This is a genomic window from Streptomyces sp. DT224, assembly GCF_049844595.1.
GTDB lineage: Bacteria > Actinomycetota > Actinomycetes > Streptomycetales > Streptomycetaceae > Streptomyces.
On sequence record NZ_JBNCLI010000008.1, the window covers coordinates 289,921 to 314,315 of the forward strand.

The window sequence follows — 24,395 nt, forward strand, 5'->3', positions numbered from 1 at the left end:
TGTGAAGGGCATGGGTTGTGAGGAGCGCCGGACAGGTCTTAAGGGTGCACGAGGGCGGAAACGCCGTCTCGGATAACGGCACCAGTGGGGTGCCTGCGGCCAGGCTGCGGGCGGGATCATGATGAACTCGTTCTCGACGGGGCCAGTCGGGCGAGGCGTTTCTGACACCGACCTCGGTGGAATGTGTTCGATCCCGGTGACGATCGCGATTTTCAGTTCCTGGCGAGGGGCCCGGACACGGCGGTCGAAAACGTTCTTCCGCAGCAGCGCGGAGAAGCCTCCCCGGGCCGCGTGCGTGAGGGTGACGCCTCGTGGTCATGAGCAGGAAGAACGCACCGAACCGGCACTCCCTCGGCTGCCGAGAGGCGTACCCGAAGAAATGGCTGGCAGATGGACGACGACACAACCGCGACACCCGTGCACCCTCCCTTGCGGCTGGTGCTCGTCTCGGACACCCATGTGCCCCGGCGTGCCAGGCACCTTCCCGATGAACTGCTGGACGATGTGCACCGTGCGGACGTCGTCGTCCATGCGGGGGACTGGGTCGACGTCGCTACCCTCGAATTGCTGGAGCACCGCGCTCGGCGCCTGGTCGGCGTGTACGGAAACAACGACGGTCCGGAACTGCGGGCCAGGCTGCCGGAGGTGGCCCGCGTCCGGCTGGGAGGCGTGCGTTTCGGCGTCGTCCACGAGACAGGGGCGGCCCCAGGGCGGGAGGCGCGCTGCGCCGCGCTCTACCCGGACTTGGACGTCCTGGTCTTCGGCCACAGCCACATCCCCTGGGACACCGAGGCTCCGGGTGGGCTGCGCCTGCTGAATCCCGGATCGCCGACGGATCGCCGACAGCAGCCGTACTGCACCTACATGACGTGCACCGTGACGGACCGCACGCTCACCGAGGTCACCCTGCACCGCCTACCCAGACGCTGAGCGGCGGCGACGCCTGCCGCGCCACCGGTCCGGGGAGCCCGGGTGCTCATGTCGAGGCCGGCGAGCACGCGCATCACACAGCCATGACGGTTGCAGGGGTCCCGCAGGCGACCCGGATCACCGGCACTGTCATCGGCGTCTTCGGTGTCAGGCTGGCACTCAGCAACGGATGACGCCCCGAGGTGGCGGAGCTGTGCTCACCTGCCGCCGGCGATCCTCATCACCGTGCCGGTGGCGTAGGAGGCGTCGTCCGAGAGCAGCCAGGCGACCGCTCCGGTGATCTCCTTTGGCCGGCCGGCGCGGCCCATCGGGACGAGCGGCGCGATCTCGGCGAGCCGCTGCGGGTCGGTGTGGAAGTCAGCCCGACGGCGACGTCGTGTCCCTCGGCCGCCGGCCGCAGGCAGATCGCCGCGCCGATACCCCGGCCCCCGCCGGTGACCACGGTCGCCCGCTGCCGCTTTTCCTGTTCTGCCATGGCCGGACCTCCGAGCTCGATCCGGCCCCCCATCGCATCTGTGATCACTAACCGGGTAGGCCAGTCCGATCAACTGACGAACCCATCGGTGAGACCCACGCTGCCGTCGTAGCCGGCCCCCCGCCTGACTGGTCGCAGTCACACGCGGTGGGGCGCAGGAGGGCGAGGGTCAGGGGTGCCCACTTTCGGTGGAAGCCGCCCCTGAGCCGGAATCGACGTTTGTGCCGGGTGCCGGCCCGGTGCCGGCGAGTCGAGGTTCGCATGGTGTGGCGTACATGGTCAGGCCCTTGGGCGTCGGTGTCAGCTCCAGGCTCATGCCGATCTTGCGGCCCGACCGCGCCGGACGCAGGGTGCGCGAGCCGGCCAGGGTCGCCAGGGCGACGGGCAGCATGGCGTCGGCAGCGGCTGCGCCGGGGCAGTACCGGGGCCCCAGGCCGTAGGCGAGCAGCGCTGCCGGGACGGGGGGCGGCTCGGCGTGGGGGAGCCAGCGCTGTGGGTCGAACACGTCCGGGTCGGGATAGCGGCTCCGGTCGCGGCGCAGGGCCCCCAGAGGCAGGGTCACCACGGCTCCGGCAGGCATTCGTACACCGCCCTGGCTGGTCTGATAGCGGGTGCGGCGGACCAGGAACGGGATGCCGTGGAGACGGATGACCTCTTGGATGAAGGCGGTCGCGAGCGGGAGCTGGTGTGCTTGCAGGCGACTCGCATCGGGCGCGGTGTCGGCTTCGTCCCGGAGCGCTTGCTGGTAGTGCGGGTGGCGGCCCAGTTCGTAGCAGGCCCAGGCCAGAGTGGAGGCGCTGGTCTCCATCCCGGCGATCAGCAGAGCACGAATATCGCGCTGCACCGCGTGGGGGTTCCCGGGAGCGGCGGCACTGAGCAGGGACACCAGGTCCTGACCGTCCGGGTCGGGCCGGTGGCCGGCCTGCACCTGGCGGACGGCCTCGTCCAGTTCGGCCAGCGCGCGGCGGCAGGCGCGACGCCGAGGCACGGGCACCCAGGGCCAGGGTGAGAGCGCGTAGCGCCAGAAGGTGCCGCCGGACAGGGTGGAGCGGGCGGCCGCGATCCTCGACAGCGTCTCGGGTTCGAGCTCGCTGTTGAAAATGCAGCTGACGAGGAGGCCGCAGGCGAGTCTGCTCATCTCCATCCGGATGTCGAGAGGCCGGTCCGAGGGCAGGTCGGCCAGAAGTCGCCGGGTACACGTTTGGACGCTGGGCCCGAGAGTGATGAGCCGGGACGCGGCGAACGCGGGCCTCATCACGGCGCGCCGCTCCCGGTGGGCGTCCCCCTCGAGGCCGACCACTCCGTTCCCGTTGAAGTCGCGCAGGCTCGGGTCCGGGCCCCAGAACCGGAAGGTGTCTTCGTCACTGCCGACCTTGCGCAGCAGCGATGGGTCGTTGACCTGGAAGGCGGTCGCCGGGCCTGTCCTGGTCCGGACGACCGGGCCCGCCTGATCGAGGCGGGCCGCGAGGTTGGCCGGGTCCAGCCAGAACCGCAGGGCCCGGGAGCGCGTGAGTGCTCCCGGGCCGGGCGGCATGGGCGATTGTCCGGGGCAGGCAGTCCTGTTCACACGCATCAGCTTCGCTGTCCTGTTCGCATTCGTCGGCCTTTGCGGTTCTGGCCGCCAGTACGGATGCGCAACGATCAACAGCGGGAGTGGTCACGTAGGGGCCGGCTCTGTCCGTCGTGGAACCTTCGTCGGCGACGACGGCCGCTCTGCAGCGGAATGCCTCCTGCGCGTCCCCGGCGACAGCGCGGGACGCAGTGATGGCGCGGAACGGCACCACCCCGGACCGCTCTCCTCCCGCCCGGGGCTGTCGAACCATTCCATGCCCTGGGACATCGGGCGCGGCCCTCGAACGAGCTCGCTGAGCAGGACGTCGCGTCCGGCACGGGTGCCGTTCATCACTCGCCGTAGGTGGCGTGGGTTGTGAGCGGGTCTTCGTCTCCTTGTCCAGGACGATCACGAGCGGGGCGCTTCGGGAACCTCGTGGGCTGCGCGCCGCGACGGGCGTGGCATCGTCGTACGGATGAGCCACCTGAACAACGCTGCCCGTTCCTCCGAAGGCACCTGGGTCTTCGGTCTGGAGGAGATCCCCGCCGCTGACGCGAGCGAGGACGGCTCGATGCGACAGGTCCCTCCCGCCCTCGGCAGGACTTTGATCAGGGCCCCCGAGGGCACGCCACAGGCTTTGCGATGGGCGGCTGAGGAGTTCGTTGACCAGTGCGGGTCTGACTGGGCAGTTTCGTCCGTGCTTCTGCAATGGCTCAAGATCGAGGCCGGTGACGAGCTGCTGCTGGGCGTGGAAAGCTACGTCATGGAGCGCGTCTCCGACGATCGGATTCGCCTTCACGCCCACTACGGCCAATGGGACGATCTGGTCGTTCCTGTCTCAGTTGTTCGACGCATGCTGGTCGACATGGCGCACTTCATCGTCACGGAGGCCCGCCACCCGCTCCCTGCCTGGCGCATCAGGCGGCTGGAAGAGCGGGACCGGAGCCGCAGGCGCGATGCCGAGTAGGCCGGCACGCGCGGCCTTGGCATCCGAGCACCTGCGCCGCGCGATGGTGGCCCGCTCCGGTGCCCCGCCCAGGCCGAGTCGCGAGCCCCTCCGACGTTTCCGACGGAGGTTGACCATGCACGGCTCGGATGGGTACGGGAGCAGTGCCGGCACGGCCGTTCCAGAACGCGTCGTGCCGGGCGAAAAGCGCCCGATGGCCGGCCGGTACGAGCGCCGGGGACCAGCTTGGGTCTTCGTCCCTCTTCGCCTGGCTTTCGGACCATCCCGGCCTCCGGCAATTCGGGCAGCAGCCCCCGCGGTGGTGCCGGCCGACGCGCTTCGCAAGTGAGGGCTGTTCAGCCGTTCGCCGCCGCGTTCTGCCGGCGCAGGTCTGCGTCGAAGGACTGCGAGGTGCCGTGTTTCCCGTACAACGCGAAGTATCCGAGGGACTTCCCTTCGCCGATACGGCTGGTGCTGTCCGCCGCCGCCTCGAAGGTGAGGGTGTCGTCGCCGTCCCGCATGATCACCGCGCCGAAATGGTTGTTCCATCGACCGGACGTGTCGCTGAGGTTCACGTAGTGGTTCTGGCCGACCGCGGGTTCGGCCCGTGCTTGTTGCAGCTCGCCCATCCTGGTGCCGAGCAGCCTCTGCGCGGCGGCTTGGCAGTCGTTGGGCATCGTGATGAGGAGGTCCTGCATCACACGCTCCGGCTCCCGGGAGGGGGCGTACTCCATGACGATCACGCCGATGAGCCGCCCCGCCGTCCTGAGGTAATCGGCCGGGTCGAGCAGAGGGTTCAGCGGCACGTTGTCGGAGGCCCACGTTGCTCCCTGGGTTTCCATCGCGAGTGCGAGCAGCCGTTGGTGCACGCTGTTGACGCTCCGGTCGCTGGGGCGGCCCCCGCCCGCCAGCCTGGCGATGTCCTGGAGGAGCAGTCCGAGTGCGGCGGGCGGCTGAACCACGCTCTGCCGGTAGGAGTCGAGCTTCGTCGCCCTGTCCTGCGCGCTCTCACCCGCTATGGGCTCGTGTTCGCTGTTCGTCTGTGCTGCTTCGGCGGCCTCCCTCGACGCGAAGACAGGCAGCACCCGGTGCAGCACCCGGCCGCCGATCACCACCTCGCGGCCCGCTTCGAGGCGGATGCGGACCTGCTCCGAGGCGGCCAACGCTGCGTTCGCCGATGCGATCAATCCGGCTTCCGCGAAGGCATCCTGACGGCCGGAGATCGCGATCCTCCCGTTCTGCGAGATCCGGTCGTACGACACGGTGTCCTGCTCCGCGTCCGGCTCGGTGTAACGCTGTACGGGGGCGCCGGCCAGCGCACGGGTGACCGCCGCGTTGCCGAAGCTGCGCTGCAGGGCGGCCAGCCGGGGACCAGGAGCAGAGGGCCGCCTGCTCACCACTGCCGCCCGTTCGGGGAGCGGACAGTGCTCCGGCAGCTTCGCGTGCATCACGTCACCCACATTCCCGGCCGCCTCCGGGCGGCCCTCACCGTCAAGGTTCGGACCCGGCAGCGCGAGCGGAAAGGCCGCTCGGGGAAGATCAGGGGCAGCGCCCCGTGCCCGCGCAGGCCCGAACGGCCCTCCCTCGCACTCCTCGCGTACATCGAGGGAGCTTCCGCAACCGCCCGGCGCAGGATCAGAGTGCGGAATACCCGCCACGGCGCCGAGGGTATCCACGAGTACACCCGACCCCAGAACCGCCCACCGGCGGATCCGGGGCTTCACCCCGCCGAGCCGTATCCCCCGAGCCCTGGGCGGTCCTCCTCGCCGGAGGGCTCAATGCGCTCCAAGCGCTCGGTGTCCACGGGCGGGGACGCGTTGTCAGTCCTTGAGCGCGTCGGCGAGGAAGTCGACGGCGAGCTTGCGGGCGACCTTGGCGGCGCGGGTGTCGCGGAGGCTGTCGAGGAGCAGGAAGTCGTGGACCATGCCGGCGACGCGGACGGCGCGGGCGACGAGGTGCGCCGAGGCGTCGCCCCGGCCCGGAACACATGATCTCGAGCCACGAGATGTACGGCACGGCGCCATCCGCCGGGGTTCCTGGGGCGAGGAACTCGCGATGCCTCATGCACCTCGCCGGCCCGGGGCCGCCCGGGCGGCTGTCCGGTGAGCCCGACCGGTGGCCCCGTCTCACCTCTGCTCGGGGCCCGGCCGGTCGGTGGCGCCCGGACGGCGGTGCAATGGCTGCTCGGGCGTGGGCCTCCGCTTCGGCGGCGAGATCGCGAGGGTGACGGGCCCCTCACCGTTCACGTGCGCCTGCGTGCCGTGGTGGTGGATGGTCAGGGGATCGCCGAGCAGCAGCGAGTACGTCGCCTTGTCCGGACTGATCTCCACCTGGAGGCACCGGCCGCGGAACTGGAGCCGGAAGGCCAGGCGGCTGAACTTCTCGGGCAGCCGGGGCGTGAAGCGCAGGCTGTCGCCGTCCCTTCGGGTGCCGCCGAATCCGGCGACCAGCGCCATCCACGTACCGGCCAGCGAGGCGATGTGCAGTCCGTCGCGAGTGTTGTGCTCCAGGTCGGCCAGGTCCATCAGCGCGGCCTCGGCGGTGTAGTCGTAGGCCAGCCGCAGATGCCCGGTCCGGGCGGCGACGACGGCCTGGCAGCACGCCGACAGGGAGGAGTCCCGTACGGTCAGCGGCTCGTAGTAGGCGAAGTTCGCGGCCAGTTGGTCGTCGTCGCAGTGGGATTCGAACCAGCTGCCGCAGGTGTACATGGCCAGCACGAGGTCGGACTGCTTGATCACCTGCTTGCGGTAGATGTCGAAGTAGGGGAAGTGCAGCATCAGCGGGTACTGGTCGGCGCGGGTGTTCGCGAAATCCCAGCGCTGGTGGTGGGTGAAGCCGGCGTGCTGCTCGTGCACGCCGATCTCCTTGTTGTACGGGATGTGCACCGCCTCGGCGGCGTCCCTCCAGGCGGCGCTCTCCTCCTCGTCCACACCCAGCCGGGCCGCCTCCTCCGGGTGGCGCTCGCACACATCGGCCGCGGCGATCAGATTGGAGCGGGCCATGAGGTTGGTGTACGTGTTGTCGTCCACGACGGCGCTGTACTCGTCCGGACCCGTGATGCCGTCGATGTGGAACACACCGTGAGGGTCGTGATGGCCCAGGGAGCGCCACAACCGCGCTGTTTCCACCAGGAGTTCCAGGGCGGTCTCGCGTTCGAAGGCCGTGTCGCCGGTCACCGCCGTGTGGCGCACCGCGGCGTGCGCGATGTCGGCGGCCACGTGGAAGGCGGCGGTGCCGGCCGGCCAGTAGGCGGAGCCCTCCGAACCGTCGATGGTTCGCCAAGGGAACGCGGCGCCGCGCAGTCCGAGCTGGGTGGCCCGGTCCCGGGCGGCGGGCAGGGTGGCCTGCCGCCAGCGCAGCGCCTCGGCGACCGCCTTGGGCTCGGTGTAGGAGAGGAGGGGCAGCACGAACATCTCGGTGTCCCAGAAGGCGTGGCCGTCGTACCCGGAACCGGTCAGCCCTTTGGCCGGGATCGCCCGCTGTTCGGCGCGGGCACCGGCCTGGAGCACATGGAAGAGGGCGAAGCGGACGGCCTGCTGGATCTCCTCGTCGCCGTGCACCTCGACGTCGGCACGGGCCCAGAAGTCATCGAGGTAGGCCCGCTGCTGGGCCACCAGTTCGTCCCAGCCGCCGTGAGCGGCGGCAGCCAGTGCGGCCTCGACCTGATCGCTCATCGCGGGCCGGGAACGGGCCCCCGACCAGCCGTGGGCGACGGTCTTCTGCACCCGCAGCCGCTGTCCCGGGTCCAGGACGGAGGTGATGGTCAGGCGGGCGACATCCGGGTTGCTCTCGCTGCTGGTGGTGATCTCCCCGGGGGCGTCCACGACGTGGTCGGCGGCCACGGCGACCCTGAGGCCGCTGCGCCGGGTGCGGTGGACCAGTCGCAGTCGCGACCCGACGGCCTGGTCCTCCTCCGGCTCCAGTGGGGACTGCAACGCCTTGGCCGTCCGAGGGTCACCGTCCGACGAGGGCAGACTCTCGTTGGTGACCAGCTCCGACTGGATGACCACCCTGGTCCGGCTGTCGACGGGCTCCACCTCGTACTGCACGGCGGCGATGGCGCGCTGGGTGAGGGAGACGAGGCGGGTGGAACGCACCCGGACGGTCGTACCCGCCGGAGAGGTCCACTCGCAGCTCCGCTCCAGCACACCGCGCCGGAAGTCCAGGGTGCGTTCGTGCTTGCCGAGCCGCCCGTAGCGCAGGTCGAAGGGCTCGTCGTCCACCAGCAGCCGCAGCAGCTTGCCGTTGGTGACGTTGATGACCGTCTGGCCCGACTCCGGGTAGCCGTAGCCCGCCTCGGCGTAGGGCAGCGGATGCAGTTCGTACACGCCGTTGAGGTAACTGCCGGGCAGGCCGTGCGGTTCGCCCTCGTCGAGGTTGCCGCGCCAGCCGACATGCCCGTTGGACAGGGCGAAGACGGATTCGCTCTGCGCCAGGAGACCGAGGTCCAGAGCCGTCTCGCGCACGCGCCAGGGCTCCACGGTGTACGTCCGGTTGGTGATCACGTGTTGCCTCCGAGTTCGGCGAGGTCCTTGACGACACGGTCGGCGCCGTGGGCGTACAGGGCGTCGGTCTGCCCGACGCGGTCGACGCCGACGACGAAGCCGAAGTGCCCGGACCTGCCCGCGTCCATGCCGGCCAGCGCGTCTTCGAAGACGGCTGCCCGGGACGGCTCGACGCCGAGGTCCCGGGCGGCGGCCAGGAAGGTGTCGGGGTGCGGTTTGCCCGGCAGTTTCCGCTCTCGGGCCACCACGCCGTCGATCCGTACGTCGAACAACTGCTCGGCGGCGATGGAGTGCAGCACATCGCGGGTGTTGGCGCTGGAGGAGACGATCGCGGTGGAGAGCCCGGCGGCGCGGACCGCGTCGATGTAGCGCAGCGTGCCCTCGTACGGCTCCACACCGTCGGTACGGATCTTTTCCAGAAGGAGCTCGTTCTTGCGGTTGCCGACACCGTTGACACTCCGCGTGTCCGGTGGGTCCCCGGGGGTGCCCTCGGGCAGTTCGATGCCCCGGGAGGCGAGGAAGGAGCGGACGCCGTCGGCGCGGGGGCGGCCGTCGACGAACTGGTCGTAGTCGGAGTCGGAGAAGGGGCGGAAGTCCGCTCCGTCACGCTCGCGCAGGAAGGCGTCGAAGGTCGCCTTCCAGGCGGCGGCGTGCACCACGGCCGTCCTGGTGACCACCCCGTCGAGATCGAAGAGACATGCCTGGATGCCTTCGGGAAGTCCGAGCTGTGTCGTCATGACCCCACAGTTCCCCGCCGAAGCGGGTCCGACCGGATGACACGCTGTGAGGTGCGTCGCCGACCTCCCCGGACTCGAAACGGCCGGCGGACTCCGCGCCTGTTCCACTCGGAGGAGGGCGGGTGCCGTCGGTCTGCGCGTCCTTTACGTCCACGCATCGTTGGCCCGCGGGTTGACCAGGTCGTGGGCGGCGCTCAGCACGAACTGCTGGGCCGGGTCACCGCCGCACCACGCGACGTGGAGCGGGAGGCAGCAGCACCCATGCGGTGGCGAGGTCCCACGCTGAACGCCTTCGGCATCACCTTCGACGGCCGACTCTCCGCAGCCCGTCAGTAACCCCAACCACCCTCGTCACACCGCTTGACCGACAGGCCCTCCCGCTCCACCGGCGGGGCATTGCCGGCCCTCGTGGGTGGGGAGGGCCGATAGACGGGTGGGGGCAGTAGCCCGGGTGGTTGCTAGTGTCGCCTGATGGGCTGTTGGTCTGCGTACCTCGTACGCCTGGAGGACGGCTCCGTGCGGGAGTGGGAGGAGAAATACGGCCGGTGGCACCTGACCGGGGCCGAGGACCGCGCATCTCTGGTGGAGAGAGTCCTGGGCGAGGGCCGACCCGTCGTCGGGGATCCGAAGACGGCGCGGTCCTGCCAGGGCATCGCCCTTGACCTGGCCAGGCGTCGCTACCGCTTTTACAGCTGCGCCCTGGGCATGCCGCGCGCGGGCGCCGCGCACCGGGAGAGCATGGCCCTGCACCTGGCGGGATCGCCGGGCTGGGAGGGCTGGGACGTCGCTCATGCCTGGGGTGGCGACGAGGAGCTTCGCAGCCTCGTCGTCCCCGGACTGCCGCCAGGACCCGTGGCGCACTACCCGGTCGAGGTGTACGTGGCCTCGCGCGACTACTGGTTCGTCGGCTGGGACCCGGAAGGCCGTACGATCACGGTCCGCCACGACGAGTCGATAGCCGACACCCTTGCCGGCGCGACGTGCCTGGTCAGCGTCATCGACGCCGACGGGGCCCTCACCCACTGGCAACTGAACAACACCATCGCCCCGCTGCTCGCACACCAGGGGGAGTTTTTGGCCCGCACCCTGGCCGCGGAGCTGCCCTATCCCCTTGCCGCCGAGGGCGCTGTGGCCCATGGTGCGGTCATCGACGTGCGTACACGTCGCTTGCGCTACTGGACCACCGACATCGTCCCGCCGGGATGCCTGGCACGTATGCGCAAGACCTGGCCGGGCTGGCAGGTTGAACGGCTGCCCTGGGGTCACCTGGGACACCTCGCCGCTATCGGACAACCCCCCGGCGAACTGATCATGACGGATGCCGAACTGCTCGACGCCCGCTGGGACGACGAGCTGATCACCATCAGAAACCATGCCCGCGATACCTTGCCCACCGGACCCGACGGCCTGACCGCAGCGCAGGTGCACGTGGTCGACCGATGGTGAGGGTCCAGGGGCCTTCATCCACCACCCTCACGTTCACGAGGTCGGTGCGGCAGTAGACGGCTACCAGCGGGTTCCGGTCCGCCCAGGTCGCCGCCGCCGCGGCACGTCTTGGCTCCACCTCACCGTCCGCACCAACGACGTGATCGCGTCCGCTGCGGCCCGTCGCGGATATCGAACGGCTGTGGATCGGGGATGCAACCCTGTCCCGGTGTCGCGACCGTGCGGTCGCCGCACCCTCCCGCAACTCCAGGTTCTGGGTGAATGCGGGGGCCGTCATCGATCGGTGGTCGGGAGAGCAGTCGGCCAGGATGGGGCGGGTAGCCGGGCGGCGGGGAAGCTCGGGTCAGTACGATGGCCGCGGTCCAGGCACGGCCGCGGTCCTCTGTGGCGACGTCGAGGAGCCGAAGGCTGCCGGCCGCAGCCAGCGGCAGCTGATGCCGCCCTGGAACACCACATCGAGCATGGCACCCGGGGCTGGATGGCTGAGCGTGAGCGCCGAGGGCTGCTGCGGTGCCGCCCCTGGTCACATCCTGATGTCCCTTGCTCGAGGCCGCCCGGTACGAACGCGGACCGGTGAGGTTTGTCCACGGCGCCCGTACAACGAGCACTTTCGATGCACGCCCGATCGGGCAACGTCGTCGGCCGCCCCGGGGTCCGAGGTTGATCGTGTGGCCGGTAAGGCCGTGGAGCGCTTCGCCGAGGCAGTGAAGCTGGTCAGCCTCGGAGGCGCCCTCGTCATTGTCCTCGCCGTCGCCGGCGGTTCCTTCTGGCTCGACAATATCTCCGAGCCCAAGGTCCTCGGCGGGGGCGGAGTGCGCCGCTATCATCCCGTCCCGCGTCGGCACCCCGTCCGGCAAAGCGGCGGCCGGCGGCCAGCGCGGGGGCGGAATGGCGTGCGGCTCGGGCGGTGCGAGAGCGCGGGATGCCGTCGGGCTTCGTACGGGCGGGGGAAGCGCGGGATGCCGTCGGGCTTTGCGGTCGGGGGAGAGGCCGCCGCTTTCTGTGCCGGTGCAACATGAGGAGGCCGGTGGTGTCAGCGGATGCCGTCAACGGCTGGGACCGCCTGCGTGGGGAGCCACCTGTGTTCACGGGATGCCAGGCGGGCCGGGCGGTGGTTCAGAAGTGCGCGCAGTGGGCGCGGACCAGGGCGAGGGCGAAGTCCTCCTCCATGAGGGCGCCGATCTGGGCGTGCGGCTCGTCCCCCTGCGGCTCGCATAGGCTGGCCGGTCTCACCCGACACACCGCCATGGGGATCAGCACATGCGCAACAGCACCAGAATCCGCCTGGTAGAGCCCAGCGACGCCGCCCCGATCGCCGCGCATAGGATGCGGGACTTCGAGGCATTTCGGCCATGGGAACCCGCCCAGCCAAACGAATTCTTCACCCCGGAGGGCCAGGCAGAGCGAATCGACAGGCTGCTGGCCGGATTCCGGGCCGGCACGGTCTGGCCGGGTGTGGTGCTGGCCGACGACCAGGTGATCGGGCAGGTCACCGTCGGAGGCATCCTGCCGCAGCCGCACCTTCGCCGCGGTTCCGTCGGGTACTGGATCGCCGGCGTTGCCCAGAACCAAGGGCACGCCGGGCGTGCAGTCGGGCTTGTACTCCAGGTCATGACGGATGAACTCGGGCTGCACCGCGCTGAGGCGTCCACCAATTTGGAGAATGTGCCCTCGCAACGGGTGCTGCGCCGCAACGGATTCAGTCCGTACGGTGTCGCCCACTCCTCGATCTTTCTCGACGGGGACTGGCGGGACGGGCTGCTGTGGGAGCGGGTTCTGGGCGACTGACTGACCGCTTCACTTCGAGGTCCTCAGGCGGCGGAGGCATATGAGGCTGCAGGCCACTTCGAGCAGGCTCTGGTGGAGGTCAGGGCGCCCTTCGTGGTGAGTGCGGAGCCGTTTGACCTGGTGAAGCCGGGCGAAGGCGCGCTCGACTACCCAGCGGTCCTTGCCCAGTCCGGAGCCGTGGGCTGTCCCGCGTCGGGCGATCGTGGGTTTGATGCCGCGTTTCCGCAGCAGGCGGCGGTACTTGTCGAAGTCGTAGCCCCGGTCGGCGTACAACCGTCGAGGCTTGCGCCGAGGGCGTCCCCGCAGGCCCGGGCACCCCGCCCACCAAGATCGCCGAACCCAAGGCCCACAGCGCAGCTCATTCTGAAACGTTCACTTAGCTTGTTCTTTATCTACCAAGATCTTCCGGGCTTGCCGATGGCCTTGAGGGTCTCGGGGCGTTTGACGGTCTTACCGACGTCGTAGCGGGGTGCCCGGTGTCTGTTCTTTGCGCCGGGTAATCGTCCGGGGCCGGTGCCGCGGGGTTTGGGAACGCGGGCAGGGCTGCGTGGCGGAGACCGTGGCGATGTTGGTGCGTCCGGTGCGCCGGAGTCGCGGCGTGCCGTCGGGTCACGCCAGCAATGGTGCGAGGGTGCTGCGCAGCTGGTCGACGTGCTGGTAGTGGAGCCCGGTCAGGCCGGTCTCCCGGGCAGCTGTCACATGAGCGGGGGTGTCGTCGATGAACAGGCACCTATGCAGGTCGGCCGCCACACTGCGGGCAGCCGCCTCGAAGACGCGGCGGTCGGGTTTGGCCACTCCGATACGGGCGGTGTTGATCACCGCGTCGAAGGCGTCTGCCAGCCCCAGAGCGGCGAGGTCGTCTTCCAGCCGTGTGGTGGCGTTGGAGACCAGGACCACTGGCACGCGGCGACGGACCGCGGCCAGGAGCTCCAGGACGTCCGTGTCGACCCGGCCCGTGAGCGCGGACCATGCGTGGACGAGGGCCTGAGCCCGAGCCGACCCGCAGGTAGCGGTGAGGTCGTCCGTGACTCGCTCCCGCCACTGGGCGTCGCTGATCTGACCGGTGACTGCCGCATCCAGAAGGCCCGGACGGAACGCTGCGGACGCCAGAGCCCCTGCAGACAGCCCCAGTTCATGATCGAGCGCGGTCATCCCGTCCGGATCCCAAAGACGCAGGACGCCGTCGAAGTCGCACAGGACCGCATCGAAAGGCGAGTCGCTCATGGCCCCGATCCTGTCAGTTCGCCTCTGCGTAGAGCGGGGCAGGGCTCAGGTGTTCACGAAGAGGCGGATTCTCTCGAGACCGGCACCGAGTCCTACCGCCCCGACCGAGGCCAAGCAACAGACGAGGAAGTGGCGGCCACGGACCGGCCGCCCGTGCTGCGGAGGGGCGCCCCTCACGAGCGCTCCCTTACACACCTCTGATCCGCAGGAGCCAGGCCAACGCGCCTGATGCGGCGACGAGCACAACGGCGCATTCGCTCGGCCAGTCGTCGGGTACGTCACCGGGCGGCTTTTTCGCGGGGTGTGGCTGTGTGCCGGGCGCGGGCCAGGTCCGGGTACCGGGCGGTGAAGAGGGCCGGCAGTGCGAAGGCGGCCACCGTCAGCAGCGTGCGCGCCGTGTCGGCCTCCGGCCGGTAGTGGTGCAGGAGCGCGGAGCCGGCGCCGGAGGCGGTGAAGGCGAGCGCCCAGACCGCCGTGATGACCCGGTTGACGTGGCGGAACAGCGGGCTGTTCCAGTGCTGTTCGGGTACCTGGGCGCGGGCGATGCCGAGGGTGAAGGGCCGTCGGAGGGCCAGTGAGGCCCAGGCGGTCACCGCGAGCCAGAGGGAGGAGGCCGGTCCGCCGTAGTGGGCGACGGTGGCCGAGTCGGGCGCGGTGAAGGCCACGGCGGTGTAGCCGGCCAGGAAGACGAGGGCGCTGCACTCGATGGCCAGTGCACCCCAGGCGCTGCCGGCGCGGCGTCTGCCGACGATCAGACCGGCTGCCAGGGCCAGGGCGATGGTCGCGGCCCAGCCGACGTCGACGACGCCGGTGAGCAGGGTGAGCGCGATCCACGGGATGAAGCTGCGGAGATAGACCATGACGGTGGTGGTTCCCTCTCGGTGAGCCGCGGGCGAATTCCCGGCCCGGCGCCGCCATTCTTTGCCGGTCGATGGTCGTCACGGGACCCGGACCGCCTGTAGACCTGTGGTGCAGGAAGCTGCACGGAACGGGGGACCGGTGAGCCTGGAGAGCCTGGGGCTGACCGCCCAGCAAGAAAGCGTCTATCGCTACCTGTTGCGGACTTCGGCCACCGATCCGGACTCGATGTCGGCGGAGCTGGGCCTTCCCGGGCTCAAGGAGACCCTCGACGCCCTGCGAGAGCTGGGGTTGATCGACGAACTGCTCGCCCCGCTGCCGCCCGCGGCCGCCGTCGACCTCCTGATCCGCCGCCGGGTGGAGCGCACCACACAGGAACTGGCCAGCATGGACAGCGCCTTCGACGCGGTGCGCAGCCTGGCCGAGGAGGCCCGCCGGGGCAGCCCTGTCGAGCTCGTCGAACGTATCGGCCTCGCCGACCTCGGCCGGAGGATCGATGCCGTGCGCGGCCGGGTCGAGACGATGAACGCCAAGCCGCTCCCGCGCGGCGCGGACCACTCCGAGGCCCAGGTGCGCCGCTATCGGAGGCTGCTCGCCGACGGGATGAGGAGCCGCACCCTCGTGCAGACGGCCACCCGGGATGTTCCGGAGCAGCTGGCCTACGCCCGGTATCTGCACCAGCTCGGTGATCTGCACCGGGTGACGGCCGAGCCTTTTCTGCCCCTGCTCATCCTCGACCGGCGGTTGGCCTTCGTCCGTCTTCACCCCGACCGCCGGGACACCGATGTGCTGATGATCCGCCAGCCGGGCCTGGTCGCGGTGCTGATCGACCTGTTCGAACGGCTGTGGGCCGGCGCCTCGGATCTGGACGAGCATGACCTGACGGCGACCGAGGTGAAGGTCTTGTGGGCGCTGGCGGAGCACGACAAGGACGAGTCGGCCGCGCGGACCCTGGGCATGTCCGTACGCAAGTACCGTGCCCACGTCGCCGCGTTGATGTCCCAGCTCGGCGCCGCCAACCGCTTCCAGGCGGCGCTGCGGGCCAAGGCGCGGGGCTGGCTGTAACGTCCGCACCGTTGAGCTCCCGTAGGGGGAGGCATGAGAGTGTGGGCATGGACGGAGACGGCGACGCGCTCTTCACGATCGGTGACCTGGCCCGGCGGACCGGGCTGACGGTCAAGACCATCCGGTTCTACTCCGGCACCGGGATCGTGCCGCCGACGGACCGCAGCCCCGCCGGCTACCGCCTCTACGACAACGGCGCGCTCACCCGTCCGGATCTGGTGCGTACTCTGCGTGACCTGGGACTGGAGCTTGCCGTCATCCGGCAGGTACTGGACCGGGAAGTCTCGGTTCCCGAGGTCGCCGCAGCACACGCCGACGCCCTGGATGTGCAGATCCGCACGCTGCGACTGAGGCGAGCGGTGCTGAGCGGTGGCCAAACGTGGCTCCAGCCCGGCGGAAATGTCGGACGGCGCCCCGTGATGCCCGGCCGGGCACGGTGTAGGGGACACCTGTGGACGCTGCCGCACTCCGCGCACTCCGAACGGACGCGGTCGGTTGGTCGGTTTGTTCGGCCGGATGTGCACTGGAACGAGCGGCCCCTGCTCGGCGGCCCGCGTGCTGCTCACGCAGCGGCAGACGATCATGGAGAACCTCATGAATCGGCACTTCGGGACTGTCACCACGTTTGCCTCCGCTCTGCTGATCGCCACTGCGGCGACCGGGTGTTCGGAGGACCGCGGGGAAGCCGGCGTCAGTGACGCGGAGACCCATGTCGCCGCGGACAAGGTCGATCCCGGCGTGGTGCCGGCGGCGAGCTCGTCGGCCGACCCCGCGGTCGACGTCAAGGACGGCACCTACGGCAAGATGCTGGTCGACCAGAAGGGCAGGACGCTGTACCTCTTCGAGAAGGACGCGAAGAGCAAGTCGCAGTGCAAGGGCGACTGCGCCAAGGCGTGGCCGCCGTTCATCGCCGAGTCGACCCCGACCGCCGGCAACGGGCTGAAGAAGGACCTGCTCAAGACCACCAAGCGGGACGACGGCGCCAAGCAGGTGACGTACAACGGGCACCCGCTGTACCGGTTCGCCGACGACCAGAAAGCCGGCGAAACCAACGGGCAGGACGTCGACGCCTTCGGCGCCAAGTGGTTCGTCGTCGGCCCCGACGGCAAGAAGATCACCACCAGGCCCCGGACGAACGACAGCGGCTACTGACCTGCGGCCGGTCCGGCCCCCATACCGCTCGGAGGCTCCATGCCCCGCTCCTTCCCTGCCGGCGCGGCCCGGTTCATCGTGGCCACCGCCTGTGCCCTCGTCCTTGCGGCCTCAACCGCGTGCTCGAACGGGGGAGGGGGCGGCGGTGACCGCCCGACCGAATCGGCCACCAGCCCGGCCACGGACATCGGCGGAACAAAGATCACGATCAAGGACTTCAAGTTCCGGCCGGCCTCTCTGACCGTCCGGCCCGGGGCGAAGGTCACCGTCATCAACAGCGACACCACCGCGCACACTCTGACCGCGTCCAAGGGAAGCCTCTTCGACACCGAAGACATCGCCCCCGGCAAGAGTGCCACCATCACGGCCCCGGCGCGGTCGGGCGATTTCCCCTACACCTGCACGATCCACCCGTTCATGAAAGGCACGCTCACCGTCAACTGAGCCCCGGCCGTCGCGCCAGCCGCGGCGCGACCAGAGAGACCCGCCATGTCCACACAGCCGACCGACCCGCCCACACGCCAAGGCGCTCTCGGCCCTTTCGCGTGGGCTGCCACACGGGTACTCGCCGCAGCTGGTCTCGCGGTCGACGCCTACCTGCACGCGCACTTGGCCGCCCGGTACGACACCATCACGTCGGGCATCAGCCAGGGCACCCTTTTCCGCCTCGAGGCGGCCCTCGCGGCTCTCGCCGCGCTGCTCGTCCTCTTCTGGCGGCGGCTGCCGGGAGACCTCTTCGCCGCGGCAGTTGCGATCGGGGGACTCGCGTTGCTCCTCGTCTACCGCTACGTCAACGTCGGCGAGCTGGGACCGATCCCGGACATGTACGAGCCCGTCTGGTACGGCGAGAAGCAAGCCACCGCAATGGCCCAGGCCGTTGCCGCGCTCGCCATGCTGTACCTGCTGCTCACCCGCCTCCGCCGCAGACGCGCACACTGAACGGCCGCGCGGCCTCCCGTCCGGAGGCGGAACCGCAAACGGCGGCGCTGATCGTGCCGGGCCCGAGTTCACCTGATCGAAAGCACCACCAAGCCGCGGGGCAAGCCGCGAACCTCGCCTACCCGGTACCTGACTTCCACAACCCGACCGGGATGCGCATGCCCACCTGCGTGTGCCGACAGCCCAGGCCCGCGTGTCCCACAGTCGTTGACGAGGCATGGCCGATCTGTCGCTGGACGTGCCGAGCCGCGAACTCCTCGCGCTGGACATGCCAGCACCATCGGCTCAGTGTCCAGGAGGGGACTGTCAAACGAGCGGTATTCTCGAGTTGTTGAGGGCTACTGGCGTGCTGAGGAGAGTCGGCCGTCGAAGGTGATGTCGAGGAAAGAATGGCTCACAGGACCAATGACCAGCTGATTCGCAACCACTGATGGAAACCGCCCCGAGTCCAGGGGCCTGTTCGGCCACTCGGCCATGCCCTCGAGGACCTTGTCGGTGATCGTGGAGATCGTCTGACGCGACACGTCGGCACCACAGCCTCAGACGGTGCGACGGGCTCGGTCCACGTTGTTGCTGGTCATCGATGCATCTTCCATGATCGGGAGTTGCACCGAACGTTTTACAGTCCCCGTGGTGGAGTGGCTTCGGCACCAAGCCTCACACCTCGATCGCGGTTGAGCGCGCCCGAAGTGACCATCGTTTTCAGGGCGATCTGCACCGGCCGCGTCTGCTGACCGCTATTCAGCGACTCGACCCGCCAGGCGTCGTGCTCGCGTCTCGTCCAAGCCGGAGCAGTGCGGAGCGCCGCGGCGGGCGATCCGGGGTGATCCCACGCGCCGGACGAGACGGGACCGGGGCCCGCAGGCAGTTGAGGCCGCGCGCGTCGGGTCGTTGTTCTTCAGTGAGTAGGTGGTGTCGTTCATGCCGTGGGAGCGCAGGTCGGTGATGGTGCCGCCGTCGCGTCCGACGCAGACGTGGGTTCCGTCACGGGATCACCGGTTCACCGGCACCGCGTCGTACGCGTCATCCGGGGTGGCTTCTCGGGCATCGCGCTTCTCCTCGTCCAGGCACGTCGATGGGCTGAGTGTGCCGGGAACGGGAGCGCCCCGTGTTGTGTGACAGCCAACTTGAATCGTTCGCCATCGGACCTTGACGGTTCTCGTTACGGCCGAGGACTTGTGGCCAGTCCTCGAATCTGCGCTGGTCTGCTCAGTTCCTCGGTACGCCAAATGCCCATACGATCGGATCACACTGGTGTTGGAAGGATCGGAATGCAGGCTTCAGAGTTACCCGCTGCGGCGATCAGGGTGCTGACCGGAGGCACGTCGGCGTCGGCAGAGCAGACCGCGGCGGTGCGAGAACTGGTATGGGGCCGGCTCGGAAGGAGCGCGCTGGGGTCGTCCGCCCTCGCCCGCCTGCATGAGCAGCCCGGCGAGGGATCAGCGGGCATCGTCAGCTCCGTGATCGCCGACGAGGTGCAGGCGGACCCGAAGTTCGCTGAACGGCTGCGCACAGCCCTTGAGCCGCTCTCCACCCCAGCGACGCATGCCCCTGCCTCCAACATCGCCGCAGGTCCTCCACCGCCGGTCACGCCGCCCATGCCCGCTGTGACTCCGCCGCCGGCCGCCCCAGACGGGGCAGAGGTGAGGAAGGTTTGGCTTCTGGGGCTCCCGCAGTTCCTGGTGGGCTACGTCATTCTCAGCGTCCTGGGCGGGGGCGGACTGGCGGGCAGTCTTGTGTTTCTGCTCATCTCCGGCGGCCTGGCCGTCTACGGAGTCCGGTGCGGCATCCGTCTCCTCCGCCACACCCGCAGCCCGCTGCTCATCGCTGGAACTGTGCTTACTGGCCTTGTGCTGATCAGGCTGGTTCTCTATCTGCTGGTCGGCTGAGCTCCTCGTCAGCACAGACCTGATCAGCTACCCGCAATCCACGTTCGGTGGCGACCACTCCAGATTGGCTGTCATAGGACACCCGCAGTCATTTCACCCGGTGTCACCGCTGTGAGCGCTCTGAGCCTCACAGCCCGTTTTCTGGGGTGCCGGTAAGAACCGTGTCACCAGCCGCAAACGGGCAGTCAGGGCTTCGTGGTCCTGGCCTCCTTGGGCTGACAGGGGAAGGTTCTGGCCTTGTTGAGGTGTCCGTACACCGTCGAGCACGGCGCGCCGCACTTGTCGGGGATCTGCTGGACGGACTTCTCCCGCTCGTCGTAGAGCCGGTGGGCGGGCGCGGCCTGGCCCTCTTCGGTAACAGCGGCTCCTGCACCGGGTTCAGCTACCCGGCGAGGTGGCGGAACAGACTCTCGAGGTCCTGTTCGCCGTCCCGAGTCTGGGCGTCGTTGGCCAGCCCGGCGTCCATGAGCTGTGCTGTGGCGGGTCGGAATACGAGCCCGGCCCAGGCGGCGTTCTCCCGCGCCAGGCCATCAGAATGATCGTGGGGAACGATGGCATGCTTGGCTGCCGTCACAACGCCGTCGGGCAGCGCGGCGATGTTACGGGCGAGGCGGTTGACGAACTCGTCGAGCTGGTCGGCTGGGACGGCTCGGTTGACCCAGCCATACCGCTCGGCGGTCTCGGCGTCCATCAGGTCGGCGCCGAGCACGATCTCCAAGGCGCGGTTACGGCCGACGCGCTCGGTGAGGTACTGCGTGGCGCCACCGCCAGGGACTATGCCCATGAGAGCTTCGATCTGGCCGAGCCCGGCCGTGCCGGTCGCTGCGAACGCCATGTCCGCGGCTACGACGAACTCGGCTCCGCCACCGCGCGCCTTGCCGGCGAGCTTGACGATGGTCACCTGAGGTTGGCGGCGTAGCTGCTCCCCGACGGCCTGGAAGACGTTGACGCCGTCCGGCAGGTCGGCCATGAGCCCGGCGAGGGCGTTCGGGGTGGCGGTCATGTCGACGTGGGCGAGGAAGAAGTCCGGGTCCGCGCTGTCGAACACGATCACGCGTACGGTGTCGTCGCCGGCCAGCGTGGTGAGCAGGCGCCGCAGGTCGGTCATGACCGCGACGCTGAGTACGTTGATCGGCGGGTTGTCGATCGTGACGTGTGTGACCGCATCCTTCCGGCTGACGCGCAAGGTCTGGTAGGCGTCGTGGCCCATGGCTTTTCCCCTCGGTACCTGGCAGGATTCTGGTTCCTGTTGCATACCTACAGTGAAACCGGCTGTGACCTGCGTCAATAAGGCACTTCAGGCATCCCGGGGATCGTGGAGGATACCGCTATGGCCACTTCTGAGGCCGTCTACCGGGCCGTCGCCGAGCACGACGTAGTGTTTCGGGCCGACTGTCCGAGCCGGCCCATCCTCGATCAGATCGCCGACAAGTGGTCGATGATGGTGATGGCAGTCCTGGTCGAACCGCGCCGGTTCAACGAGATCAAGCGCCGCCTCGACGGCGTCACGCAACGTGTCCTCACGCAGACCCTGCGCCGGCTCGAACGCAACGGGATGGTCGAGCGCCGCGTGCTGCCGACCTCGCCGGTCGGCGTCGAATACTCGCTGACCGCTCTCGGCGAATCCCTGCGCGAGCCGTTCGCCCACCTCTACGACTGGACCGTCGCGAACGCCTCCGAGATCCAAGCACGCCAGCGCGACTACGACCAGCGAGCCCCGCGCTGACACGACGACCATGAGGCGAGCCGTAACGAGCGGTACCCACCCCAGGGGATGCTTGCTGCGCTCGGCGCCTAATCCGAGCTGACCGTGAAGGGGCGGTACTGCCGCGCGGTGGCGGTTCCCTTGGGGAGTGCTGCGTCCGCGGTGCCGACCTCGATATCCAGGGAAGGGACCCTCGCGCTGCCCTGCCGTTGAGCCAGAGGCACGTGATGGCTGGCTCTGGAGCCGGGGGAGTCGGCCGACCGTATCGTGCGCCGTGTACAAGTGGCCGAGGAAGGGATGAGGGATGGCCAGTTGGGCTTCGACACGATGGGGACGCAGCGTCATCTTCAGCGTCGTCGCCTGCATGGTCGGCGGAAGCGTCGTCGCTGTGAACGAGGGCTGGATGCCCTGGCAGTCAGAGTCCGAGGGGCAGCTCCACGTGCGTGTCGGGAGCCTGCCCGTCGGCAAGATCGGCGACGTGACGGTGCGGGGGCCGGAGGGCATGACAGAGCATGTCTCCCGAACCAGCACCCTCGCCGGTGTGAAGCCGGGCCGCTACACCATTACGGCGGGCAGGGTGCGCGGCACCGACCATGACCTGTACCCCCCGACGGTGGAGCAGACTGCCACGGTGCCTGCCGGCGGTAGAGCATCGGTGACGGCCGACTACAACCGGGGTACGTTCCGACGCCGTCCGACACGGAACTGAAGGCACTCCCTGGCCCATTGCGTGCTGTGCAGGCCTGCGGGAACTGCGGCCCCGGTGACGGGTCCGCGCAAATGTGGACAAGGGCGTCCGACTCGCCGTGCTCGTCGTCGCCTCCCTGGTCCGGGCACGCGTCCAGGCCTGGTACGCGCGGCTGAGGCACAGGAACTGACACCCACCGTGCCGGGCCGCGGCACGAGGAGGGCTCCGCGTCGACGCCGGACAAGATGCGGAGCCCGCCAGCGGCGGGGCCGTACGCGATCGCTCTCCTGCTCCCGGACGCATCGCCAGCCACTGGAGCACCATCGTCCGCGAACCCGACCCCGCCGCCTGGGCCTGGCAACGCCATACCCAGACCCGTCGCCCGCCGAAGCGGACAGGCCCTGACTCGGATGGAGGAACTCGGGCTCGGCATCGACAAGATCGCCACCGTGACCGGCACCGAGCCCGCGGCTGTCAGCACACGTCTGGCCGCCGCCCGCCGCCGACACCACAAGACCCCGGAACGCCGACGTCCGTCAGCAGCGGCCGAAGGAGGCCGCTGCTGACGAGCACACCCAGGGGGGTGCCCCTCCACCGCTTTGCCAGGTCGGACGGGCGCGGGCGCAACGGGCCGGTCGGGGGCATCCACTTACGGCGGGGTGCGGCGCATCGGCTCGTACGGGACGGCGGTCCCGCTCCGGGTCTCCGGCTCCTGGAGCACGCCAGGCCGGGAAGGCGCCCAGGCCGACATCGTCCTCACCGCACCCAAGGGCCACCTCTCGCCGCTGTTCACCGTTCTCGACGGGCCGCCCGGAGACAAGGGTGGGCAGAGCGCGGGCGGTTCGGGTCAGGTGTTCCGAGGCGGTGCCGGAGCGGTGGAGTCCGCGTCGACGGTGAATGTCCCGCCGGCGGCGGGCACGCCGACTCCGCTCCAGGTGAAGGGAATCCCGCGCGCTGTCTCCAGGTCGGGTCCGTCCATCAGCTGGAAGTGCACATGGGGCTGGGTCGAGTTGCCCGAGTTGCCGCAGCGGCCGAGCGGTTGACCGGCCCCGACCTCGTCGCCCGGGCGGACACGGAGTGAGCCTCGCTGAACGTGCGCGTACACCGCGTACGTTCCGTCGCCCAGGTCGAGGACGATGTGGTTGCCCACGATGCGACGGCTACCTCCTAGGGTTCTGCAGGCCCCTTCGACGAGCCAGAAGTACAGGACCCCGGCGAGCGAGCTGCGGCTCAGGTGGTCGCGCTGGCCGTCTTCCGCGTGCACGACGGTCGCGTCGGCGACGGCGTACAACGGTGCGCCGAAGGCGGGGTAGTCCCGGTTGCGCCGGGCGACGGGCCAGAACCAGACGGGGGCGGGACGGGCGGGCCCGCCCGCCGGCTCGGCCACGATGTCGATGGCGTAGGTCTGCGCCAGGCTGTGCGTTCCGTGGCTCGGGACCTTGTCGGCGGGGCTGTTGGGCGCGGACCAGCGGCCGGTGACCGGGGGTGCAACGGCGACGGGTGCCAGGGGCCGGGTCCCGGTCCGCTGGCGTGCGGAGCGTGCGACGACCAGGCCGATCCCGAGCGCGCCGAGCGCCGGGAGCCAGCTCACCCAGTAGTTGTACGGCAGCTCTATGAAGAACCGGGCGGCGATCTGCGCGAAGAAGACCACCCACAAGGCGTACTGGACCTTTGCGGCGATCTTCCGTCGGTCAACGGACATGCTTTCCCCCTTGTCCGTGAATCGGTCATGCGACGGGGCGCGCGGCGGTGAGCACGACGAGGAGTGGCACGACTCGCCCCGTCGGGATCTCGTAGCGGCCGCGCTCCGGGGAGTGCAGCCAGCCCGTGCCCGTCAGCTGACGCAGATGGTGGTAGATCTGGCCGGTCGTCCCTACGCCGTCGAGTGCGGCCAGTTCGGCCGCGGTGCGCAGGCCTCCCAGGACCTCACGCAGCAGCGTCAGCCGCACGGGATGGCCGAGCGCGGCGAATGACGCGGCCGCCTCCGACCAGTTGTCGTCGAACAGCGTCTCGGTCAGCAGCCCGTACTGCCATTCGTAGCGGTGCCCGGTCGGGACGCGCACCGCGCCGGTGAACAGCACGGCGCCATCCGCCTCCTGCGTCACCGGATGGCGCGCCTTCAGCGCGTCGAGCGCCCAGAAGTCACCCTCCCCCACGGGCGGGGCGGGCGGCGCCGCCTCCAGTTCCGCCATGCGCCGTTCGAGTTCGGCGACACGCTCTTCGAGATCCATGGAGCGAGATTACGCAATTACGGAGTTACGTGCAAGCGTGCATCTGTCCCCACAGAGGTCCCGGCATTGTTGACCAGCACGTCCAGGCGGCCACCTGGGCCGCGGCCCGTGCGGCGCCGTCGGGATCTGTCACGTCGAGGACCAGCAGGCGGGCGCCGTCCCCCAGCTCCTCGACGGCCTGCTGTCCGAGCCCGCGGCCGCAGGAGCCTTTCGAAAGTTTCGGTCGCCAAGCGCACGAGTGGGAAGTTCTCTCTTCCTGGTTCAG

General features: G+C 69.6%; 21 protein-coding genes and 7 pseudogenes. 13 read left to right on the plus strand and 15 right to left on the minus strand.

The genetic code is table 11. The features are described 5' to 3' along the window. Positions 1-429: 429 nt before the first annotated feature. Positions 430-930 (plus strand): metallophosphoesterase family protein, encoded by a 501-nt coding sequence (locus tag ACLQ2N_RS21855; protein WP_425815770.1) that lies wholly within the window; start codon positions 430-432, stop codon positions 928-930. 197 nt (positions 931-1,127) lie between these two features. Here ACLQ2N_RS21855 and ACLQ2N_RS21860 read toward each other — a convergent pair. Next, a pseudogene (locus ACLQ2N_RS21860) lies at positions 1,128-1,289 on the minus strand (SDR family oxidoreductase); the annotation flags it as partial. A gap of 285 nt (positions 1,290-1,574) precedes the next feature. Continuing rightward, the gene (locus tag ACLQ2N_RS21865) at positions 1,575-2,978 is read right to left on the minus strand and encodes a cytochrome P450 (RefSeq protein ID WP_425815530.1); all 1,404 of its coding nucleotides are present in this window, start codon (positions 2,976-2,978) and stop codon (positions 1,575-1,577) included. Between the two features lie 454 nt (positions 2,979-3,432). Here ACLQ2N_RS21865 and ACLQ2N_RS21870 point away from each other — a divergent pair, with 454 nt between their 5' ends. After that, positions 3,433-3,924, plus strand: a complete 492-nt coding sequence (locus ACLQ2N_RS21870) for a hypothetical protein (protein WP_425815532.1) — start codon at positions 3,433-3,435, stop codon at positions 3,922-3,924. 335 nt (positions 3,925-4,259) lie between these two features. Here the strand turns inward: ACLQ2N_RS21870 and ACLQ2N_RS21875 are convergent, their stop codons facing one another. The 4 genes and pseudogenes from ACLQ2N_RS21875 to ACLQ2N_RS21890 form a co-directional block, all read right to left on the minus strand. Continuing rightward, a complete protein-coding gene (locus ACLQ2N_RS21875; protein ID WP_425815534.1) occupies positions 4,260-5,354 on the minus strand; it encodes a hypothetical protein in 1,095 nt (364 codons plus the stop codon). A 369-nt stretch (positions 5,355-5,723) separates the two neighbouring features. Continuing rightward, positions 5,724-5,846 (minus strand): annotated as a pseudogene (locus ACLQ2N_RS21880) (esterase); the annotation flags it as partial. 183 nt (positions 5,847-6,029) lie between these two features. After that, positions 6,030-8,408, minus strand: coding sequence for a glycoside hydrolase family 65 protein (locus ACLQ2N_RS21885; RefSeq protein WP_425815536.1), 2,379 nt, complete (start codon positions 8,406-8,408; stop codon positions 6,030-6,032). Continuing rightward, on the minus strand, positions 8,405-9,145 hold the full coding sequence (locus ACLQ2N_RS21890; protein ID WP_425815538.1) for a beta-phosphoglucomutase family hydrolase: 741 nt from the start codon (positions 9,143-9,145) through the stop codon (positions 8,405-8,407). Before ACLQ2N_RS21890 ends, ACLQ2N_RS21885 begins: the two co-directional genes overlap by 4 nt. A gap of 183 nt (positions 9,146-9,328) precedes the next feature. On the opposite strand from ACLQ2N_RS21890, the gene ACLQ2N_RS21895 reads away from it, so the two are divergent. From ACLQ2N_RS21895 to ACLQ2N_RS21905, 3 genes are all read left to right on the plus strand, one after another. Then, positions 9,329-9,481, plus strand: a complete 153-nt coding sequence (locus ACLQ2N_RS21895) for a hypothetical protein (protein WP_425815540.1) — start codon at positions 9,329-9,331, stop codon at positions 9,479-9,481. Positions 9,482-9,616: 135 nt separating this feature from the next. Then, complete coding sequence (locus ACLQ2N_RS21900; protein ID WP_425815542.1) at positions 9,617-10,591, plus strand: hypothetical protein; 975 nt, start codon at positions 9,617-9,619, stop codon at positions 10,589-10,591. Positions 10,592-11,851: 1,260 nt separating this feature from the next. Then, entirely contained in the window at positions 11,852-12,379 is a 528-nt protein-coding gene (locus ACLQ2N_RS21905; protein WP_425815544.1) for a GNAT family N-acetyltransferase, read from the plus strand. Positions 12,380-12,388: 9 nt separating this feature from the next. Here ACLQ2N_RS21905 and ACLQ2N_RS21910 read toward each other — a convergent pair. The 4 genes and pseudogenes from ACLQ2N_RS21910 to ACLQ2N_RS21925 all read right to left on the minus strand — a co-directional run. Then, positions 12,389-12,688 (minus strand): annotated as a pseudogene (locus ACLQ2N_RS21910) (transposase); the annotation flags it as partial. An 83-nt stretch (positions 12,689-12,771) separates the two neighbouring features. After that, positions 12,772-12,921: pseudogene (locus ACLQ2N_RS21915) on the minus strand (NF041680 family putative transposase); the annotation flags it as partial. Between the two features lie 67 nt (positions 12,922-12,988). After that, positions 12,989-13,603 carry an HAD family hydrolase gene (locus ACLQ2N_RS21920; protein WP_425815546.1) on the minus strand — a complete coding sequence of 205 codons (615 nt, stop codon included), beginning with the start codon at positions 13,601-13,603 and terminating at the stop codon, positions 12,989-12,991. Positions 13,604-13,881: 278 nt separating this feature from the next. Beyond that, entirely contained in the window at positions 13,882-14,463 is a 582-nt protein-coding gene (locus ACLQ2N_RS21925; protein WP_425815548.1) for a hypothetical protein, read from the minus strand. A 139-nt stretch (positions 14,464-14,602) separates the two neighbouring features. Here ACLQ2N_RS21925 and ACLQ2N_RS21930 point away from each other — a divergent pair, with 139 nt between their 5' ends. The 5 genes and pseudogenes from ACLQ2N_RS21930 (at position 14,603) to ACLQ2N_RS21950 (ending at position 17,617) form a co-directional block, all read left to right on the plus strand. Beyond that, positions 14,603-15,526 (plus strand): hypothetical protein, encoded by a 924-nt coding sequence (locus ACLQ2N_RS21930; protein ID WP_425815550.1) that lies wholly within the window; start codon positions 14,603-14,605, stop codon positions 15,524-15,526. Between the two features lie 47 nt (positions 15,527-15,573). Then, a pseudogene (locus ACLQ2N_RS21935) lies at positions 15,574-15,925 on the plus strand (MerR family transcriptional regulator); the annotation flags it as partial. A 117-nt stretch (positions 15,926-16,042) separates the two neighbouring features. Next, positions 16,043-16,678, plus strand: coding sequence for a COG4315 family predicted lipoprotein (locus ACLQ2N_RS21940; RefSeq protein ID WP_425815552.1), 636 nt, complete (start codon positions 16,043-16,045; stop codon positions 16,676-16,678). Positions 16,679-16,717: 39 nt separating this feature from the next. Beyond that, positions 16,718-17,122, plus strand: a complete 405-nt coding sequence (locus ACLQ2N_RS21945; protein ID WP_425815554.1) for a cupredoxin domain-containing protein — start codon at positions 16,718-16,720, stop codon at positions 17,120-17,122. Positions 17,123-17,167: 45 nt separating this feature from the next. Continuing rightward, positions 17,168-17,617 (plus strand): hypothetical protein, encoded by a 450-nt coding sequence (locus ACLQ2N_RS21950; protein ID WP_425815556.1) that lies wholly within the window; start codon positions 17,168-17,170, stop codon positions 17,615-17,617. A 338-nt stretch (positions 17,618-17,955) separates the two neighbouring features. On the opposite strand, the pseudogene ACLQ2N_RS21955 reads toward ACLQ2N_RS21950, so the two are convergent. Then, positions 17,956-18,150: pseudogene (locus ACLQ2N_RS21955) on the minus strand (transposase); the annotation flags it as partial. Positions 18,151-18,888: 738 nt separating this feature from the next. On the opposite strand from ACLQ2N_RS21955, the gene ACLQ2N_RS21960 reads away from it, so the two are divergent. Continuing rightward, a complete protein-coding gene (locus ACLQ2N_RS21960) occupies positions 18,889-19,506 on the plus strand; it encodes a hypothetical protein (RefSeq protein ID WP_425815558.1) in 618 nt (205 codons plus the stop codon). Between the two features lie 382 nt (positions 19,507-19,888). Here the strand turns inward: ACLQ2N_RS21960 and ACLQ2N_RS21965 are convergent, their stop codons facing one another. Then, positions 19,889-20,716 carry an enoyl-CoA hydratase/isomerase family protein gene (locus ACLQ2N_RS21965; RefSeq protein ID WP_425815560.1) on the minus strand — a complete coding sequence of 276 codons (828 nt, stop codon included), beginning with the start codon at positions 20,714-20,716 and terminating at the stop codon, positions 19,889-19,891. 120 nt (positions 20,717-20,836) lie between these two features. Here ACLQ2N_RS21965 and ACLQ2N_RS21970 point away from each other — a divergent pair, with 120 nt between their 5' ends. Next, on the plus strand, positions 20,837-21,232 hold the full coding sequence (locus ACLQ2N_RS21970) for a winged helix-turn-helix transcriptional regulator (protein ID WP_425815562.1): 396 nt from the start codon (positions 20,837-20,839) through the stop codon (positions 21,230-21,232). A 283-nt stretch (positions 21,233-21,515) separates the two neighbouring features. Further along, positions 21,516-21,920: a hypothetical protein gene (locus ACLQ2N_RS21975; protein WP_425815564.1), complete on the plus strand. Its 405-nt coding sequence runs from the start codon at positions 21,516-21,518 to the stop codon at positions 21,918-21,920. Between the two features lie 826 nt (positions 21,921-22,746). Here ACLQ2N_RS21975 and ACLQ2N_RS21980 read toward each other — a convergent pair. The 3 genes and pseudogenes from ACLQ2N_RS21980 to ACLQ2N_RS21990 all read right to left on the minus strand — a co-directional run. Next, entirely contained in the window at positions 22,747-23,601 is an 855-nt protein-coding gene (locus ACLQ2N_RS21980) for a M23 family metallopeptidase (protein WP_425815566.1), read from the minus strand. 25 nt (positions 23,602-23,626) lie between these two features. Next, entirely contained in the window at positions 23,627-24,130 is a 504-nt protein-coding gene (locus ACLQ2N_RS21985; protein WP_425815568.1) for an ArsR/SmtB family transcription factor, read from the minus strand. Positions 24,131-24,183: 53 nt separating this feature from the next. Next, positions 24,184-24,338 (minus strand): annotated as a pseudogene (locus ACLQ2N_RS21990) (short-chain dehydrogenase); the annotation flags it as partial. Positions 24,339-24,395 lie beyond the last annotated feature (57 nt).

Excerpts from the sequence above, each read along its gene's own strand:
- ACLQ2N_RS21865 (WP_425815530.1), bottom strand. The coding sequence starts at position 2,978 with ATGCGTGTGAACAGGACTGCCTGCCCCGGACAATCGCCCATGCCGCCC.
- ACLQ2N_RS21870 (WP_425815532.1), top strand. The coding sequence starts at position 3,433 with ATGAGCCACCTGAACAACGCTGCCCGTTCCTCCGAAGGCACCTGGGTC.
- ACLQ2N_RS21890 (WP_425815538.1), bottom strand. The coding sequence starts at position 9,145 with ATGACGACACAGCTCGGACTTCCCGAAGGCATCCAGGCATGTCTCTTC.
- ACLQ2N_RS21900 (WP_425815542.1), top strand. The coding sequence starts at position 9,617 with ATGGGCTGTTGGTCTGCGTACCTCGTACGCCTGGAGGACGGCTCCGTG.
- ACLQ2N_RS21905 (WP_425815544.1), top strand. The coding sequence starts at position 11,852 with ATGCGCAACAGCACCAGAATCCGCCTGGTAGAGCCCAGCGACGCCGCC.
- ACLQ2N_RS21920 (WP_425815546.1), bottom strand. The coding sequence starts at position 13,603 with ATGAGCGACTCGCCTTTCGATGCGGTCCTGTGCGACTTCGACGGCGTC.
- ACLQ2N_RS21925 (WP_425815548.1), bottom strand. The coding sequence starts at position 14,463 with ATGGTCTATCTCCGCAGCTTCATCCCGTGGATCGCGCTCACCCTGCTC.
- ACLQ2N_RS21940 (WP_425815552.1), top strand. The coding sequence starts at position 16,043 with ATGTGCACTGGAACGAGCGGCCCCTGCTCGGCGGCCCGCGTGCTGCTC.
- ACLQ2N_RS21945 (WP_425815554.1), top strand. The coding sequence starts at position 16,718 with ATGCCCCGCTCCTTCCCTGCCGGCGCGGCCCGGTTCATCGTGGCCACC.
- ACLQ2N_RS21950 (WP_425815556.1), top strand. The coding sequence starts at position 17,168 with ATGTCCACACAGCCGACCGACCCGCCCACACGCCAAGGCGCTCTCGGC.
- ACLQ2N_RS21960 (WP_425815558.1), top strand. The coding sequence starts at position 18,889 with ATGCAGGCTTCAGAGTTACCCGCTGCGGCGATCAGGGTGCTGACCGGA.
- ACLQ2N_RS21965 (WP_425815560.1), bottom strand. The coding sequence starts at position 20,716 with ATGGGCCACGACGCCTACCAGACCTTGCGCGTCAGCCGGAAGGATGCG.
- ACLQ2N_RS21970 (WP_425815562.1), top strand. The coding sequence starts at position 20,837 with ATGGCCACTTCTGAGGCCGTCTACCGGGCCGTCGCCGAGCACGACGTA.
- ACLQ2N_RS21975 (WP_425815564.1), top strand. The coding sequence starts at position 21,516 with ATGGCCAGTTGGGCTTCGACACGATGGGGACGCAGCGTCATCTTCAGC.
- ACLQ2N_RS21980 (WP_425815566.1), bottom strand. The coding sequence starts at position 23,601 with ATGTCCGTTGACCGACGGAAGATCGCCGCAAAGGTCCAGTACGCCTTG.
- ACLQ2N_RS21985 (WP_425815568.1), bottom strand. The coding sequence starts at position 24,130 with ATGGATCTCGAAGAGCGTGTCGCCGAACTCGAACGGCGCATGGCGGAA.